An 18,301-nucleotide genomic window follows, 5' to 3' on the forward strand; every position below is an offset into this window, starting at 1 on the left:
GAATACCCTTGCGCTTTACGAGCAGGGGTATTCTCCGGATGTAAATCCTGTATTTCAGCGTTTAGGAATAATCAGTTTACAGCAATTCCAGACATCAATTGTATCCTGGGTTCTGTACAAATTCTGCTTTGTTTTGCAGCACATCAATTTCCACCCTGGGTATAGGGCGCAGCTGATGAAATGCTTTTACATTAACTGCCGCATCCGGATTGTACTTACTCAGACGTTCCAGCAATTTCCCCGTTCTTTTCAGATCAAACCAGCGCAGTTGTTCGCCCGCAAATTCACGTGCTCTTTCGTCCAATATAAAATCAAGCGTTATGTCAGAAGCTGCGATTTTCATATCCTGAATTTTGCCAGGAAGTGCCGCTCTGTCCCGCAAAATATTCACATAGGTTACCGCAGCGGCATTGTTGTTCAGCTTCATGCTGGCTTCCGCTGCAATGAGATACATTTCAGCCAAACGGATTGCAAAAGCATCGCGTTTGCTCACCACAACATCTTTTCCGGCACGAGAAGGATCAGCAAATTTGCGTAGCGCAGCAAAGCGATGGCGTGGAATATTGGGAACGCCGTTTGGCTGGTAAATGTCATTTATATCAATAATCGTGTAAGGTTTCGACTTTCTATGTGCTTCTGTAACAGCACCTTTTGAAACCACAGCAATCGTATCGCCCAGTGCCACACCCGCTGGTAAAGTAGGTTCATCATTGGCCCACCAAACGGTACGAAAAGAGCCTTTCCAACGTGAATCTTTGGTTTCATCATAAAGATCAACCAGATATTTGGAAGGCATGTATTGTGTCAACGGTCGGCCTGTTTCCAGATTATACTGCCATCCTTTCAAGCCAACAAAAATGGGCAGATACAACAAATGACCATGATTTCCACCTTCCCAAAGCCAGAAATAACCCAGGTCGTCGTATCTTCCGTAGTCATTGAGGGTATTGTTTTCGGAATAATTCACAAACCACACCACTTCACTGTTCGTATTCCCATTGCTGTTGTTGATATCCCAAAGCGCAGCATAGTCGCTCATCAGCTTGTAATTGTAATTTTTGATCACACGGTCTGCCATTGCGAGTGCTTCTGTATTCATGTTTCTCGTCAGATACAGGCGCGCCAGAAAAGCAGCCGTAGCTGGTTCTGTAATACGGCCTCCTTGTGGCGTCACTACACCTTTCAGCTTCACAAGAGCCGTTTCCAGATCGGCAAAAATCAGCTTGTATACTTCGTCGACCGGTGCACGTAAAGCAGTCATTTCCGGGCTGGTTGTTTCCTGTGTACGCAAGGGAACATCGCCAAATGTTTCTACCAGATGGTAATAATAAAACGCTCTGAGAAACCGCGCTTCACCTTCTCTTTTTGCTTTAATTTCAGCTGAAAGTGCCGACTCATTGATACGGTTGATGGCAATGTTGCAGGTGTTTATTCCTTTGTAAAAACTCTTCCAGACAAAGAAAAGACCGTCGTTGGTTGCCTGCAAATTGGAATTGTAATCATAAAAAGGATAAGAACCTGCTGCTGTATTTCCATAGAGCATTTCGTCGGTTCCGGCCTCTGTGAGCAGGTGCCCGATTACCTTTCCATACCAGATTCTTGTTGGCGCATAGCAGGCATTCACCAGGCTTTCCATGCCTTCCGCAGTGGTGTAAAACGAATCGCCGGTGACGGTATTCTTGTTGGTTTCTTCAAGAAAATCGGAGCAGGAAAACAAACCCAAACCGATGAGTAAAGCAACCGTTACGGATATATATTTAGTAAGCTTCATAGCGATAGTAATTAAAAATTTTGCTGTTTTCACAGACCTTTTTACGTTAAAAACTCACGTTTAATCCAACAATAAGCTGTTTCGTAAGCGGGAATTCGACCGAGCCACCTCGCTCAGGATCGTAATTATCAATCTTACTGAAAGTCACAAAGTTCTTAGCTGTTCCATACAAGGTTACGCCGCTCAGCACCGTCTTTTTCAGGATGGACGAAGGCAGACTGTACGCCAGCCGGATATCTTTAATTTTCCAGAATGAGCCATCCACATATTTCAAAGTTGAAAGGAACTGATCCGTTCTGCTGATCCACGGTCTTGGATAATCATTCGTCGGATTTTCGGGTGTCCAATAGTCTACCACCGCCGTTGTTCCTCCAGGATAATAGTATCCCAGATAATCACTCGCAATGGTTTGTCCGACTCTGGCATAAATCAATACAGACAGGCTCAGGTTTTTGTATGAAAAATTATTGGTAATTCCCCCACTCCATTTTGGCGAAGCCTGACCAAGTACCACCCTATCATCGCTGGCCGTTATTTTACCGTCGTTATTCTGATCTTTTACTTTGATTTCTCCAGGCAATTTGGCGTAAGCCTGCGCCTGATCTTTTTCGGCAGTCTGCCAGATTCCTATCTTTTCATAATCGTAAAATACACGTAATGGCTTGCCTACAAACCATGCTTTGGATACATCATCGCCGCCCGCGCTCAGTTCCACAATCTCCTCTTTGAAGGTGGCGAAGTTCAGGTCAGTAGTCCAGGAAAAATTCTTCGATGTATGATTTCTGGTTGAAACAATGATGTCAATACCTCTGGTTTTGGTCTTGCCCACATTGTCGACGGTCTTGCTGAATCCCGTTAAAGAAGGAAGAATCCTATCCATCAAAAGATCTTTGGTATTGGTGCGATATACATCAACGGAACCCACTATACGATTGGAGAAAAATCCGAAATCCACGGCCAGATTTACTGTACTCGTTTTTTCCCAACTCAGATTCTTATTCGCCAGTAATTTTGGCCAGTAACCGAAAGCAGGTGTTTCATCAAACGAGAAAGCCACCTTGCTCAGCCCGCCCTGTGTTTGATATGCACCGATGGCACTGTTTCCCGAAACGCCGTAGCTTGCACGCAATTTCAGATCCGAAAGAAAATTGGTCGAGTTCGAAATAAAGGGTTCATCAATGATTCGCCAGGCGGCAGCAAGCGATGGGAAGTAAGCCCATTTGTGTCCGTCGGCCAAAACCGACGCACCATCAGAACGCAAGGAAGCGGTTAACAGATAACGATCTTTAAACTTGTAATTGATCCTCCCAAACACCGAGCCGAGCGCACTTTCCGTGAGACTGCTGTTGGTGATAATGTCTTTGGTATTGGTCCCCAGGTTGTAAAACAAGGAAGACGAAAACGGCTGATCCTTTCCTTCTCCTGAAAAATTCATGGTTTTGTAGCTGATCATACTCGTACCAGCCATGGCATTAAACGAGTGATTGCCGAGTGTAGTGGAATAGTTAATCACATTCTCCCAGGTCCAGCTGCGGTTTTTAACATCTGATAATGCCGAACGGGAAAAACCATTGTTCACACCGGCAAGCGTGGTGTTACTTCCTTCAAAAATTCCCTGCTGACTGTTGGCAAGGTCAAGACCAAAGCTGCTTCTTACCGACAGATTTTTAAGTATAGACCATTCCGCAAAACCCAACATAAAGATTCTGCTGCTGCTGGTTTTATTGGTATAGTTTTCAAGGGTTTCGTCCAGTAACGGATTGAACACAAACGATCCCGGAAAAGGAAATTTGTTAATCGAACCGTCCTCATTGTACGGGATTCCGAGGGTCGAGTTCTTGATCAGGTTCCAAAAACTGGTATTACGACGTTGCTGTGTCGATGAGTTGAAGTTCAGAACCATACCCAGTTTAACATTGTCGAGCACCTGGTGATCCAGATTTAAATGTTGTACAAACCGACGCAGCTGATCGTGTTTCAGCGAACCTTTTTCATTAAAGTATTCGGATGAAAGTCTGAATTTCGTTTTTTCGTTACCGCCCGAAATGGCAATGTGGTTGCGCTGAACCGTTCCGTTGTGCAGCATCAATCCTGCCCAATCGGTGTCTATTCCTGCATTGATGTTGTCCATCGCTACATTGAAAATTGTGGCATCGTCTGCCGGACTGCTCCATTGTCCGTTGGCACGGTAAGCTTCGCGGTTCATAGCTACAAACTGCGATGTATTGGTAACACGCTGATAATTTGTCGGGTTATTGACGCCGAAATAGTTATTAAACTCAATTTTCGTTTTCCCTGCTTTTCCTGTTTTAGATGTGATCAGAATCACCCCATTCGCTCCCCTTGACCCATAAATGGCAGTTGAAGATGCGTCTTTCAAAACTTCGATGGACGCAATATCATTGGGATTAATATCGATATAAGAACCATACTGCACTCCATCTACAAGAATCAGCGGTTGGTTTGAAGCATTAAGAGAACGATTACCGCGGATGTTAAAATTCATGGCTGCACCGCTTTCGCCACTTGCACGCGTAAGATCCATTCCGGCAACTTTACCCTGTAATGTTTCCAAAACGTTGGTAACAGGCGTAGATGTGATCTGCGATTCTTTGATGGACACAACCGAACCCGTCAAATCCGCTTTCCGCACCTGACCATATCCCACCACGACCACCTCTTCGAGTTTACTGATATCAGGCTGAAGCATGATGTTCAAAACCGACTGGCTGCCAACAGTCAACTCATAGGTGTTGTAGCCCACAAATGAAAAAGTGAGAATGGCATTCTCATCCTCAACGCCCAGTTTAAATTCTCCTTTGTCATCGGTTATTGTTCCGGTTTGGGTTCCTTTCAAAATCACACTCACACCGGGTAACACCTCCCCTTTTTCATCTTTCACCACGCCGGAAATTCGGCGCAGCATTTGCTCAACTTCTGGTGTATTTTGAGTCGCTTCACCCACCAATTTGCTGTCAAGAATAATTTGTCCATTAATGATCTTGTAGGTCAAATGCAGCGGTGGAAGCAGCTCTTCCAGTACTTCGGAAAGTTTGGCTTTTTTAATCTGAATGCTCACAGGTCTATCTGAACCGATATTCCGGGAGCTGTAAACGAATTTAATTCCGGTCTGTTTTTCTATACTGCCCAGAACCGTACGCAACGAAGCACCTTCCGAACGGATGGAAACCGACATATTGAGCAGCTCTTGCGCAGTACCCTCGTGTGCCTTGGATACGCCCGCAAAAACAATCAAAATAAAAAGCTGATATACCGAAAGCCTCATAAGCCTCAAACAAATATTCACGTAGGGATCATCCGCCCAATCAGTTTGGGCTGAGTCAATTTTTTTCATACCTTTAAATGTTTTGTTAATCCAACGAGTTTTGACAAAATAACCCCTTCTGCTTACGGGCAAAGTATAGCGGAAAAGTCAAGGGAACATTAGCTGATCATGGGGCAACATGGTCAGCTTTTTTGGTAAATAAGGATAGTGACTACATAGGCGTATCAATTAGGCGGTTTCGTATTCTCATTGCATGTTGGCGCATCCTTTCCCATCAATCAGTATGGCAGTACCTTTGAGGGTGTAATGCGATTTTGTTGCTGCGCAAATCATGTCCAGCTGTTCGTACAGGGTAAATTCTGAGAGATTGGCTGTCAGAGGGCAATCTTTCAGCTTCTCATTTTCAAGTTGAATATCTATTCCGTATGCACTTTTAAGACGTTCCACAACCCGGGCGAGAGGCTCTTCATCAAACTGGAAAGAAGCAGGTTGCTGGTTATCTTCTTTCGAAGCAACCAGCTTCGGAACATCAACAAGGCTTGTTGTGAATTCCTTGTTGTCTTCCTTAAAAGTTGTTTTCTGATTTGGCGTCAGAATAACTTCAGCGTTGCCTTCCTTTTCTTCCGATTTCTGGTAAACCGCAACCCTACCAGTTACCACTTCTACCGAAACCTGATGCGTCGTATTTGCAGCTCTCACAAAAAAGCTTGTACCCAATACTTTCGTCACAACGTTACCTGTATATACGTAAAACGGTTTGGATGGCATTTTGTAAACATTGAAAAACGCGTCACCAGTCAAATAAACCTCACGTTTGTCTTTATCAGATGAAATCTGATACTTCACGGATGCTCCCGGAGACAGGATTATTTCGCTGCCATCAGCAAGTTTTACCGTCAGCTTCCCGGATGTTGTATTTGCCCTTTGCAAAAAATCCTTTCCTGATACAAAACTGTATTCTTTAAAAGAAATGCTGTTGTTCTCCAACTTCAAAAAAACACCTATCAAAATAATCACCGAAGCAGCAACAGCCAGCCATTTGAAAGTATGCAGTTTCTTTTCGGGATGTAAAGGCAACTCATTATCCTCCTTGCCTGCCTGAATCTTGTTTTGTATTTCCTGCCACATCAACGGCTCCATTGCGTCCAGATCCGAGTCTGCGAGTGCTTCACGCTCTTCATTTTGGGTAACCGCATACCAATGCTCCACAAAAGCCCTCTCCTCTTCTGTACAAGTTCCCTCGTTGTATTTCTTCAATAAATAGGAAAATTCCTTTCGGCTCATTGGTATAGATGTTCGTCTGATTATATGACAGCAAAGCCAGCAGTCAACCGCAAATGATTTAAATAAATATTTGAAAATTCATACTAAAATTTAAGACTTAGCTATATAATCTTTGTTTTATCCAACAAAAATTTATTTAAATCTCAAAATCAGAAGAATCAGAAGAAAGTACTCTGTAAAGTAAGGTTTCAGTGTTTTCAGTGCGTGGCTGATGTGGTATTCAACCGTACGCTCAGAAATATGCAGCTGCGAAGATATCTCCCTCGCCGACTTAAACTCAAATCTGTTTAGCATAAATATTTCACGCGTTTTCTCAGGAAGTTCGCCAACCTGCCTGTGCACCGACGAAACCAGGTCATTGAGTGCAACCTGATTTTCCGTATTGTATTCTGCTGCCGGGCTAGCCTGCACATGCACCACATATTTCTCTCTCACCAGGCGGTTTCTAAATACATTGATGATTGCGTGGCGCAGCGCGGATGTGAGATAAGCTGCCGGATTCTCTACAAACTGTGTCTGACGGTTTTCCCAGAGTTTAACAAAAAGATCCTGAACAACGTCTTCCGGGCTGTCTGTGAGCGCCAATTTGTTTCGAGCGATGGTCAGCAATCGCTTCCAATGACGCAGGTATATTTCCTGGAAAGCAACTTCGTCGTTTGCTCTCAGGAGATTGAATAATGCTGCGTCACTCAGGCTTTTGTAATCCATTTTGCTCACTGTATCTGAAACATCATTCAAGATACAAAATTATACTATCGGAGGTATCTATAAAATTAAAGCAAGATTTCCGGATGTAAGTATGGGTTGTGATTGTCAAGATCACTAGTAAAGCAAGATGGTAAATTATTTACTCAAAGAAATTTATAAATAATTTTTGGACTGGTAAACGGGGGGACCTCAGTGCCTTGCAGGCTATAAAGTAGGACAACTTTTCTGTTTAAAATTTACCACAAAAGCAACAAAAGAAATCAAAAGGGATCTTTTGTTAACTTTTGTTCCTTTTGTGGTTCAAAACAATAATTCCAACAAACTTATCCAGATGATGTTTTTTGTATCTGCGTTTCAACAGTTCTGTTTTTGCTCCCGAAATTGATTTGGTCTTTGGAAAATTTACCACAAAAGCAACAAAGGAATCAAAAGGAGCTTTTGTTAACTTTTGTTCCCTTTGTGGTTCAAAACTATACAACACTACTTTGCCGGTTTGGAAACCGGAAATACATGGTTCATGAAGCCATTGATGGCTACCAGCGTCGGCTCAAACCAGGGATCGAAAAACATGAATGTGTGCGGAGCATCAGGGAAAGATTTGATGGTGCTATATGTACCAAACTCATTAAGCTTTTTGATAAAATCTTCTCTGCCGGCATGCATTCTGTCCACCGAGCTATTGATAAACAAATAGGGTGGCGTTTTGGCACTCACGTGTTTCAGTGGCGAAGCTTCCTCCCACAGATCAGGACGCTCTTTTTTTGGATAACCAAACCAGTATGTGCCCGCAGAAATTGATTTTGAATCATTGCCCTCGCCCGACTCCGGATGAACAAATGACAGTGTACCATCTATATCAATCACGGCATGCACATCACTGGAATAACCGGCGTTTTCCTGCGAACCGTCATATTTCTTGTTTCCATTGGTGGCTCCGAGAAAGGCAGCCAATTCGCCTCCTGCCGAAAAACCCAATACAGCAATTCGTGAGGTATCAATTCCATGTTTGCTTCCATTGGCGCGTATCCAGCGAACAGCAGTTTTGAGGTCGTTCACCGCAGCCGGAAACAATGCTTCTGTTGAAAGCCGGTAATCGGCTGTTAGGGTAACAAATCCTTTGGCAGCCAACTGCTTCCCCAGCGTTGCATTGTGCGTTCGATCTCCCGATCGCCAGCCTCCGCCAAATATCATCAGGATAGCAGGGACTTTGGTCTTATTGTCCTTATCTCTGTAAATATCCAGCAACAGCTTTCGATCCTTGCTCACCGTACTGTATGGCACATTTTGCAATACCGTAACCGAAGCAGGTACGGCGGGATTAGCCACTTTGATGTTCGGATGGTATTTCAATTCCTTTTCATAAGAACTTTTAATTGTAAAGCTCGTGTCAGGAATACCCGTGGGCTGGATTTGTGCAAATGCCGATGTACAACCCAGAACCAGAGCGCACAATGAAACAGAATTTCGGAACATATTCAGAAGTTAATTTTGTGGTCGGTTCAGAATCACAGTGTTTTGGGAGTCCAGCCGGAAAAAATATTTTCTAGTGTATACTTCGCTCTTTCAGCCTTTGTCAACTGTTTCGACCAGCCAACTCTGGTTTTTGGGCTTGCTCCCGGACCAGAGCTGTTGTATTCCGCATAGTAGGTTGTTTTCTCTTTTTCAGGAAACATTTTGTCCCCTTTCCACGGATCCCATCCTGCCGGCAAAATATGTGCCCCCATTTCCGTATCTATGAAAACGGTCTGACAATACGGACGCCATGGCCTTCCCAGGTAAACCTTTTTCGCATCGTCGGATGCAATGAGTTTGCAATTGAAAAAGACATATCCAAATGCCTGTTTCTGGCTTGTTGATGCGGCTGTGATGTAGGAATCTGCCAGACTTTTGATAACGCAATTACTGAAAACAGCTGTTGCTTCACCAAAGATAAAATCGGTGGTTCCGGTGATGTAGCAATCCTTGAAGTAGATACAGCCGTCTTTGGAAGTATACAATGTATCCTGATTCCCCAAAATATTGCAGTTGCTCACAACAATTCTGTCGGCCTCGGTCGCTAACGCAACGGCCTGTCCAACTTTGCCGGCCGTGTTTTCAATCGTCAGGTTTTGCAGAATACAGTCACTTGCCTGAACCAGAACCGTGTAAGAAGTGTAGGTACTGTATTTAGTATTTTGGGTAAAATCCTTTGCTGGCAAATCCTTTCCCGAATAATCGTTTCCTGTAATGATTGTCCCTTCCTTGCTCTCTCCTAAAAGGGCAATGTTCTTTTTCCAGGCCGGAATCACCAGCTTTTCCTTATATGTCCCGTTTTTAATATTGATAACGGCTTTGATCTCCGAGTGATCCCGCACCGCGTTCACCGCTTCCTGAATGGTTTTGTAATCGCCGCTGCCGTCCTGAGCCACGGTAAATTTTTGTTCAACAACCTGAACCTGTGCCTGAACGGCCGTGCATACCAAAAGCCACACAAGCAGGCAGCTTAGTTTTTTAAGCATCATCGATTTATTTGTTTTCATTGATAATTCCGATTTCTGTAAGCCATTTTTCACAAACAGCCGTCCAGAGATTGGTTGATCCCGGATTGTTTCTGAGTGCAATGGCATGGCCGCCCTGATTGAAAATATGTAAACTGGAAGGAATCTGATTGTCGAGCAATGCCTGGTAAAAAAGCATGCTGTTTTGAGGCGAAACCGCTTTGTCATTAAATGCATGAGCCAGGAAAGACGGCGGAGTGGATTTGGTCACCTGATATTGAAGTGAATACTGTTTGAGCAATGCTTCCGATGGTTTCGGCCCGAGCAGATTGTCCCGGCTACCGGTATGCGCATATTTACCCAGATCAATAACAGGCGAAATCAGAACCATGAAATCTGGACGGAAAGTGTATTGATCCAGACTGTCCTTAATCTTTGAAAAATCTGTTTTAAAAGTTCCGAGCGTTGCAGCAAGATGTCCTCCTGCCGACGAACCCAACACACCAACTTTATTGGTATCAATTCCCCATCTGGCAACATTCGCACGTATCAGACGCATGGCTCGCTGCGCATCCTGAATCGGTGCCTTTTCGCGTTCTGTCAGATCTGGCGAAAGTGGCAGGCGATGGTCGAGAACGAATGCACTGATTCCCATCGTATTAAACCACTTCGCAAGCTGATAACCACTGATATTAAAAGACAAGTGATGGTAACCTCCGCCCGGAATAATCAGTACAGCTGCTCTTTTGTTTTCCTGAACAGAAGTAAAAAAAGCATGAATACGTGGATTGGTAACCGCAAATAAGCGTTCATTATTCACACTATCCTTCACGTTCAGCCCCTTGGAATTAGGCATTTTACCTTTTGGCCACAAATGGATAAGCTCCTGCGCCGAGCCGTGTCCGGATAAAAAAATTGTAAGAAATAAACAGAATGCTGTTTTGATAAAATGTTTCACACCAAAATGGATTCATGCCTGAGAATGCTCAACTGTCGCGACCTGCAATAATAGAAAGACGACAATAATACAGTCACGCAACCACCCTGTTGACCGCAAAAAATTTTAATATTTATTTGAATGATGCAAAATGGATAGTGCCGAAGCGGTGGTGTTAGGGGAAGTTTTTAGTTCGGAGTTTTTAGTTTACAGTAAACAGGTTGGCCGGTGTGCTCCCAAAAACAGTTTTTATTAGTGAGTTTTTTAAGCATGCAAGTAAAATTTTGAGCATCAGGAAATTTTTGAAGAGACTTTTATTTTAAACAAAAACAGCTATTCCCAAAATGGAAACAGCTGCCTTGTTCAACTTAGATATGCTTTATTTAAACCCAAAAATAAACGGGAACAAAAATGTTACGATCACGGTCCATAAGGTGTAAATGGGTAGAAAAGAGGAGATCGTTTTTCCTACTTCGCCAAGGTCTGCCTTTTTGGAAACAACTTTGAAAAGTTTGGCTGTTACCAGGAGCAGGTTAATCAGGATCAACATATTACCTCCCAAAACCGCCGCTCTGTTTGGCGTTATCCCCCATTCTGAAATCCGGAATAAAATTGCTGAAAGCGCAATGCTATTGACCACAATGGTCACGGCTGATAAAAGCAGTAATACCCAGATCTCCGCTTTGCTTTTTGTGGTCTTCGACGATTCAGCTACGGAGAAGAAAATAATTGCCATCACTCCAACCAGCAAGGCGTTAAAAATCAATAGAAATTCACGGTCGGTATATGGATCCTTGCCAGAAAAAAACATAGCAACCAGATAAATTACTAACATCACCAATACCAGCGGACTGAAAATGCGGGCTATTACGGGTGATACTTTTCCTACCAGCTGAGGGTTCGTTTGTGTAAGATAAGTACCTACAAGCGGTACCGCAGCCAACCCAAAAACGACTACATATTTGGAATAGAAAGGAACGATATCAAGGCCAATTACCTGAAAAAGGTTAACTGTAAGTCCGCTCATGATACCGCCCGAAATCAGGATTAGCGCTGTTATTACAATCAGATCGCCATTGTATTTCAAATAATCCAGCCGTTTATCTACGCTGTTTATCTTTCCTTCTACAAAAGTAAAACCCAACAGGGCCCAGAGAAACAAGACCAAATGAATGCAGGATAAAACCATTGTATCTGTTTCCTTAACATCAGGAAAAGCGACATTGATGAAAACAAGGCCGATCAGGCTAAAAGCAGCAATCAAAGCAATTTTTGCAATCGCCAAATTATTCTTCCAGGCGAAATAGGTCATCAGTGCCGGAAAAACGATGAAGCCTATATTTCTCGGGTAAAAGAACTCTTCATTAACAGAAAAAATGGCTGGAATTTTTGCGATTAACCCTGCAATAAACGCGGCAATAATCACAAAAATAAGTTCTTTGCCACTACCCCAATTGATCTCATCACTTTCGTAATTCAGTCTTTCGTTCCAAAAGTCTGCGATTGCATTTCCTTTGAGTTGCGAATACAACTCGCCGAACTCCCGTTTAAAACCAGTCTTATCGCCGCGGTACAACTTTTCAAGCTGCCGGGCGTCTTGCAAGTGGGCAATTATATCGTCTTTCATGTGCTTATAGTTTCAATGTTTCGGTCTTATAATTTATGAAAAAATCAGGATCTTTAATTCCACAAGGTACCATTTAGCCCCAGCACTGTCCCAAGCCAAAGAGCAACGATGTATCCCAAAAGGCTTATCAGATAAGCAGCCGCCTTTTTCCAGCCACCTTGATACCGCAGATGATCCATGACATAATAAAATACACCACCCATTGCACCCGCTGCCGGAACCATGAGTAGCGGACGGATCATCCACCATTTTCCCCATGCGGGATTTGCGTCATCAATAGGAAAAAGAAAAATTGAGATCAGAACCAGGGCGACGCCTGCGCCTTGCAACATACGTTTGGCTACTGATGCGGAATGAAGTGGCTCGGTGGATAATCCTTGCTGCTGTGTCATGGTGTTTTGTTTAAAAGGTTGTTTTTACAATGTTTCAAAGCTTTCGGGAATTAATCAGGATTAGCAAAACCAGTCTCCATTTTTGAAGTATTTAATCCTGATTAATCATATTTTGAAAGTACTTTGTAATGCAAAGTAAATGATTAAAAATCGTATTCTCCAAACGAAATGGAAGATTTTTATCTGGAAAGAGGTTCAATGTTGAATTCCTATCTGTAGGTGGCGTTTATTCGTACGTGCCTCAACACTTTAATGAATCCGGCAAAGCAATTTCATCTTTTGTCATTCACACCAGAACACACTCACTTTAACTATACATTTTATGATCGCATAGAACTATCCCTATATCTTCAATAGATATTCTATTACCCCAGACAGAAAGGTTACTAACGATATTAAGGTTATATTTGACTACGTTGGCGCAATGTATCATAGGCCGACTTTTCCCTTAAATGTTGGCGCTATGAATAAGAAAGGCGAAATTGTCATTATTGAAGATGATGCCGATGACCGATTTCTACTGGAAGAGGTCTTTTCTTCTCTCAACTACCCAAATAAAAGAGTATATTTTCCGGATGGTCAGGAGGCACTGGATTATCTGTATAAGACAGATACTGTACCTTTTTTGATACTGTCCGATGTAAATATGCCCAAGTTGGATTGATTTCAACTCAGAGAAAAATTACATACAGACGCCGCATTGCAACTCAAATGTATACCCTATCTATTCTTTTCCACAGCAATGAATCAGAAAATGGTGATTGATGCATATAGCATGTCGGCACAGGGATTTTTTATCAAGCAGAACTCCTTCCATCAATTGGAGCTAACCATTCGGGTCATTATGGAATATTGGACCAGATGCGCCGCCCCCAATAACTTCTGATTTTTTTTAAATTATTTGGTTTAAATTTTGCCAATGGCATTATTATTTAAACCTCCTCGAGACATTGATATTTTATTTTCATGGATAAAAACGGAACAATTGTAATCATCGAAGACGACGTAGATGATCAGTTTTTACTGGAAGAAGTTTTTAAAGAATTGGGGTACACAAATGAAAGAATGTATTTTCTTGATGGATTATCGGCACTGGAGTATCTTCATTCTACCCCGGATCGTCCATTCATCATCATTTCAGATATAAATTTACCCAAACTGAATGGATTGGAACTCCGGCAGAAAGTTCAGACCGATGCTGAACTTAGTCTCAAATGCATACCGTATGTATATTTTACAACAGCAATAAATCAGCGTGCAGTAATTGACGCTTACAGCACATCTGCGCAAGGATTTTTTGTGAAGCCCAGCGGTTTTGATGAAACCAAAGAAACCATCAGGGTAATGATAGAATACTGGCGGATGTGTGCTGCTCCCAATAATTTTTAAATTTAAGAAATCGCATCCTACATTATGGCCACTACCGCACTTTGGAGTTGATAACAGCAGCATTCCTTTTCTTACCATCTTTTAAGCTGAAATACAATTTGCAGCAATATTGATAACGGATATGTCAGCAAAGAGTCCGGCATTCAGCTAAATCACAATAAGCATCATTGAAGTCAGTTTGCTGCAACTTTGTTAACCAGCTATCTCAGTTGAAAGACTGCCTGAATTCCAGCGGGGACATCTGCGTTTTCTTTTTAAAGAGCGTACTGAACGATTGCGCATGCTCAAAACCAAGTGCGTATGCAATCTCGCTTACGGATAAACTGGTAGCAGACAATTTCTCCTTTGCCTTTTCTATCAGCTTTTCATGAATGTGTTGCTGGGTATTTTGCCCCGTATGCAGCCGCAGCAAATCTCCCAGGTAACTGGGCGAAAGATTCATAAGTTCTGCAACGTATTGAACCGTGAGCAGGCCCTGCTGAGCGGAATTATTATCATCAAAATAATGATCCAGCAATTGTTCGAATCTGACAAGTAACTGGTGGTTATTGTTTTTCCGCGTTATAAACTGACGTTCGTAAAAGCGTCGCGAATAGTTGAACAACAGTTCTATATGGGAGAGAATAATCTCCTGCGTGTGTATGTCTATCCGTTCGCATTCCCGGTCAATTTTCAGAAGAATACCGATGAGATCTTCTTCCTCCAGTGCAGATAAATGCAATGCTTCATTTACAGCGTAGGAAAAAAATCCATACGTATGTATCGTCGATGCCAGCGAATGTTTGAGGAGAAAATCGGGATGAAAGATAAGCAGATAACCCGATCCACATTCCGTAGTATGTAAGTCCAGCTGCTGCACCTGATTAGGCGCCGTAAAGCTTAGCACACCTTTGTCGTAATCGTAGTGCTGCTGCCCGTACCTGATCTTTCCTTTTGCATCTCTTTTTAATGCTACGCAATAAAATCTGTTTACAAATCCCTTCCAGATATCGTCTTCCAGAAATGTGCTTTCTGCCAAATTAATAACACTCACAAGCGGATGCCTGGGCTCAGGTAAACACAGTAGCCTATGAAACTCAGAAATTGATTTTATAGCATTCATAATTTAATTTTGGAATAAGCAACGGCTGCAATCACAGACCACAGCCGTTGGTAAAATTAGTCAATAAGACCCATGCTAAACTCATCATAAGAATTTCCTGTGTCGGTACCCAGCGGCACAATACTTTCCAATGCTGCGAGTTCTGCACCACTTAACTGAACAGACGCTGCGCCGATATTTTGTTCCAGATATTTCCTGCGCTTGGTACCAGGAATCCCCACCATTCCCTTGCTGATGATCCAGGCAAGTGCCAGTTGCGAAGCAGTAATGTTTTTTTCTTCTGCCATGACCTCGATCGCCTTCACCAGCTCGATATTTTTGTAAAAATGAGCCTCCTGAAAACGCGGTATTGAGCGCCTGAAATCATTCTCCGGCAAATCATCTATTGTGCGGATTTGCCCTGAAAGGAACCCGCGTCCCAGCGGAGAATAAGCAACAAAGCCAATACCCAATTCATTCAGGGTATTGAGAATGCCACGTTCTTCCACAGTCCGCTCAAACAGGGAGTATTCACTCTGGACCGCCGTTACGGGATGTACCGCATGCGCCCTTCGTATCGTTTCCGAAGAAACTTCCGACAACCCTATGTAACCGACCTTTCCTTCCTTGACAAGATCACTCATAGCCAATACGGTTTCTTCTATCGGCGTATTTTTGTCCAGACGATGCATGTAATACAGATCTATGTAATCTGTTTTAAGGTTTTTGAGTGAGCGCTCCAAAGCCTTTTTAACATAATCCTTTTTCCCGTTTATAGCCCAGGTTACTTTATTATTGTCGTCAATTTCCCAGCCAAATTTGGTAGCGATAATATACTTATCCCGATCATTGCCAATGGCTTTTGCTATCAGCTGCTCATTTTTTAAAGGTCCGTACAGGTCAGCCGTGTCCAGAAAGTTGCCTCCCAGTTCAAGGGAACGATGGATGGTGGCAATAGCCTCCTTTTCATCAGCAGCTCCATACATATGAGCATCTTCAAAACCAGTCATACCCATACAACCTAAACCAAGCACCGGCACTTCCAGGCCCTGACTTCCAAGTTTCATCTTATTCATATCTAATCTACAAAAGTTTGAGGATGCAAATTTCGACATGATGAAAACAACGGATGTATGCAAAGTGCGGCAAATCGTATGTAAACTGAGGGAACGTATTCATAAAAGCGTTCTTTATTGGCTGTAAAATATTCGGAGCCGGCCTGCCATCACAGCGAAGTTCACGCCAATTTTGCAAAATGATATTTCGTCCAAATTCCTATTGCGTAATCCGGGTTTAATTTACAGTCTCCATCAAAAATAATACCACCTGTTAACCGAATAACAGGTGGTAAATTTATTGTAATCAAACTGCTCAGCGCAATGTGCTCACGGGTTCGTTCGCAATGTTACATTCTTTTGCAAAGAAGCCAATCCGTTTTCTGTTATCACTTCCGCAAACAAGACCACCGTTGCATTTTTTCCGGCAGGCGCAGTCACCGGAATACTTATTACATAATTACGTAATTCGGCATCGTACTTTTCGGCACCCGCGGCGGTTGTAGATACCAGAGTTTGAGTACCTGTCGCCGTGGCAGCAGAATAGATTTTAACCTCTTTTACGCCGATTTCGGAAGTGTATTCAATATTAACTTTAACCTGGCTTCCCGCATCAACTGTTGCACCGGGTTGAAGAACGCCTCCTGGATTGAAAACCTTCGTTTCTCCAAGCCAAACCACTGGTATTTGCGCTACCTTCCCCTTGCTATCAATAAGATCTTCAAACAAATCAGGTTCTTTATAACAACTCGTCAGCGTTGTCAGAAGAGCCAAAACAGCGAGAATACCTTTTATATACTTTTTCATTCTGATGAAATTTTAAAGCTGAACAATAGATTATTTAGTGTACATCCACATGCTCACTTCCGGATCCTTTTGATTTTCCAACACCGTTTTGGAGTTACGGGTTATCTCCGTATCAGGGTATTTCATGCGCTGAATCCGTTTTCCCTGTAGGTCGGGATTGGGTTTGGTCGGCATTTGGAAGTCGAGATAATCGTACTTACGGATATCAGTCCAGATATCGCCGATTAATAACATCGACTTAAACTTTTCCTGGATCACATGTTTCATTGTCAGCTTCGTAGCTCCTACATCCACAGACGCTGCTTTGAGATAAACATTGATATCTGCCTCTGTCACTCCCAATTTCTTCATGTTCTCAGATGCAATCGCTTTGTAGGCATTATAAGCTTCCGCAGTTGTACCCACGGAACTTGCGTTACCTCCATTTATAAGAAAGCGAGCTTCCGCCTCGATAGCCTTGGTTTCTGAATAAGTCATAAAAACAAGCGGTGATTTAATATTGGAATGCCACGCCTGATCAGAAAGCTGCACGGTTGCACCTGCGCCTGTACCTGGAATTACACCAGAGTAGACAGTTTGCGTACTTCTTAACGCAAGCACTTTGGAGATTCTAGGGTCGACAATTCCCTGAACTGTTCCATTCATCATGTCTACCAGTGTATTGGCAAAAGTTACCGAAAGATTGTTTGTCGTATTTGGAAGCGCCACGCGGCTATACCATGGACTCAGGTTTTTGCTGTTGTACTGCAGCTGAAAATCATCGTCATTGCTTTTCATTCCGTTTTGCAAAGCAGTAAGCGCTTTTTGAGCTCCCTGAGCGTCTTTACCTGACAAATGCAAAGCATAGCGGGCCTTCAATGAATACGCCAACCTCGTCCATTTTACAACATCGCCTTTGTACATCAGATCATCATCAGCTGGTTTGGTACCTGTATTCTTAGCCAGTTCAATGATCGCCTCATCGAGTAATTGCTGAATGGTTGTATATATTTCCTGCTGGCTTTCATACGTCGGTGAAAAATCTTTGCTGTCCGCTTCTTTGTACGGAACATTCTCCCAGTTGGTTGTGGCTATTCCTAAATTGTAAGCTAAAAGCGTTTTAGCAATTCCCGTATAAATCGGTGCATTTTCCGCTTCCGCCTTTTTAAGAATTGTTTTTAACTGAGGAACCACGTATAAGTAAAAGTTGGACCATCCCAGGGTATTGTCTGCTTCCGCATAACTGTCCGCTCCGTTATCACCTAGCGCACTGCCTAGCTGCTGTGCATACTGGCAGACAACATAGGCCTGGTAATAACTGGCTTCACCAGTATAAAACTCAGCCGTTGGCAAAAGCTCCTGCATGGTCGCATCGGCTGTCAGAGTCGGATCTACATTAATATCCAGAAACTTACTGCATCCGGGTACTGTCAAAAACAGCACAGCCAGAAATAATGCATTTATATATTTTATCCTTTTCATTGCTGAATGATTTAAACCGATATTAA

The 18,301-nt window shown here is 42.9% G+C and carries 15 protein-coding genes; 2 read left to right on the forward strand and 13 right to left on the reverse strand.

What is annotated here, in order from left to right:
- Positions 1–94 precede the first annotated feature (94 nt).
- From LZG71_RS04440 to LZG71_RS04480, 9 genes are all read right to left on the reverse strand, one after another.
- Positions 95–1,771, reverse strand: a complete 1,677-nt coding sequence (locus tag LZG71_RS04440) for a RagB/SusD family nutrient uptake outer membrane protein (RefSeq protein ID WP_233817406.1) — start codon at positions 1,769–1,771, stop codon at positions 95–97.
- A gap of 46 nt (positions 1,772–1,817) precedes the next feature.
- Entirely contained in the window at positions 1,818–5,126 is a 3,309-nt protein-coding gene (locus tag LZG71_RS04445; protein WP_233817408.1) for a TonB-dependent receptor, read from the reverse strand.
- Between the two features lie 177 nt (positions 5,127–5,303).
- Positions 5,304–6,341 carry a FecR family protein gene (locus tag LZG71_RS04450; RefSeq protein ID WP_233817410.1) on the reverse strand — a complete coding sequence of 346 codons (1,038 nt, stop codon included), beginning with the start codon at positions 6,339–6,341 and terminating at the stop codon, positions 5,304–5,306.
- 132 nt (positions 6,342–6,473) lie between these two features.
- Positions 6,474–7,049 (reverse strand): RNA polymerase sigma-70 factor, encoded by a 576-nt coding sequence (locus tag LZG71_RS04455; protein WP_233817412.1) that lies wholly within the window; start codon positions 7,047–7,049, stop codon positions 6,474–6,476.
- Positions 7,050–7,529: 480 nt separating this feature from the next.
- A complete protein-coding gene (locus LZG71_RS04460; protein WP_233817414.1) occupies positions 7,530–8,522 on the reverse strand; it encodes an alpha/beta hydrolase in 993 nt (330 codons plus the stop codon).
- Between the two features lie 32 nt (positions 8,523–8,554).
- On the reverse strand, positions 8,555–9,568 hold the full coding sequence (locus LZG71_RS04465) for a pectinesterase family protein (protein ID WP_233817416.1): 1,014 nt from the start codon (positions 9,566–9,568) through the stop codon (positions 8,555–8,557).
- On the reverse strand, positions 9,555–10,484 hold the full coding sequence (locus LZG71_RS04470; protein WP_233817418.1) for an alpha/beta hydrolase: 930 nt from the start codon (positions 10,482–10,484) through the stop codon (positions 9,555–9,557). Before LZG71_RS04470 ends, LZG71_RS04465 begins: the two co-directional genes overlap by 14 nt.
- A gap of 358 nt (positions 10,485–10,842) precedes the next feature.
- Positions 10,843–12,090 (reverse strand): hypothetical protein, encoded by a 1,248-nt coding sequence (locus LZG71_RS04475; protein ID WP_233817420.1) that lies wholly within the window; start codon positions 12,088–12,090, stop codon positions 10,843–10,845.
- Between the two features lie 53 nt (positions 12,091–12,143).
- Complete coding sequence (locus LZG71_RS04480; protein ID WP_233817422.1) at positions 12,144–12,482, reverse strand: potassium transporter KefB; 339 nt, start codon at positions 12,480–12,482, stop codon at positions 12,144–12,146.
- 463 nt (positions 12,483–12,945) lie between these two features.
- Between LZG71_RS04480 and LZG71_RS04485 the strand changes: the two genes are divergently transcribed.
- The gene (locus tag LZG71_RS04485; protein WP_233817424.1) at positions 12,946–13,146 is read left to right on the forward strand and encodes a hypothetical protein; all 201 of its coding nucleotides are present in this window, start codon (positions 12,946–12,948) and stop codon (positions 13,144–13,146) included.
- Positions 13,147–13,448: 302 nt separating this feature from the next.
- Positions 13,449–13,871, forward strand: a complete 423-nt coding sequence (locus tag LZG71_RS04490) for a response regulator (RefSeq protein WP_233817426.1) — start codon at positions 13,449–13,451, stop codon at positions 13,869–13,871.
- Between the two features lie 205 nt (positions 13,872–14,076).
- On the opposite strand, the gene LZG71_RS04495 is transcribed toward LZG71_RS04490, so the two are convergent.
- The 4 genes from LZG71_RS04495 to LZG71_RS04510 form a co-directional block, all read right to left on the reverse strand.
- Entirely contained in the window at positions 14,077–14,973 is an 897-nt protein-coding gene (locus tag LZG71_RS04495; RefSeq protein WP_233817427.1) for an AraC family transcriptional regulator, read from the reverse strand.
- A gap of 56 nt (positions 14,974–15,029) precedes the next feature.
- Positions 15,030–16,028 carry an aldo/keto reductase gene (locus LZG71_RS04500; RefSeq protein WP_233817430.1) on the reverse strand — a complete coding sequence of 333 codons (999 nt, stop codon included), beginning with the start codon at positions 16,026–16,028 and terminating at the stop codon, positions 15,030–15,032.
- A gap of 309 nt (positions 16,029–16,337) precedes the next feature.
- Positions 16,338–16,814 carry a hypothetical protein gene (locus LZG71_RS04505; protein WP_233817432.1) on the reverse strand — a complete coding sequence of 159 codons (477 nt, stop codon included), beginning with the start codon at positions 16,812–16,814 and terminating at the stop codon, positions 16,338–16,340.
- Between the two features lie 30 nt (positions 16,815–16,844).
- Positions 16,845–18,275, reverse strand: a complete 1,431-nt coding sequence (locus LZG71_RS04510) for a SusD/RagB family nutrient-binding outer membrane lipoprotein (protein ID WP_233817434.1) — start codon at positions 18,273–18,275, stop codon at positions 16,845–16,847.
- Between the last annotated feature and the right edge of the window lie 26 nt (positions 18,276–18,301).

The organism is Dyadobacter sp. CY312, assembly GCF_021390535.1.
Classification (GTDB): domain Bacteria; phylum Bacteroidota; class Bacteroidia; order Cytophagales; family Spirosomataceae; genus Dyadobacter.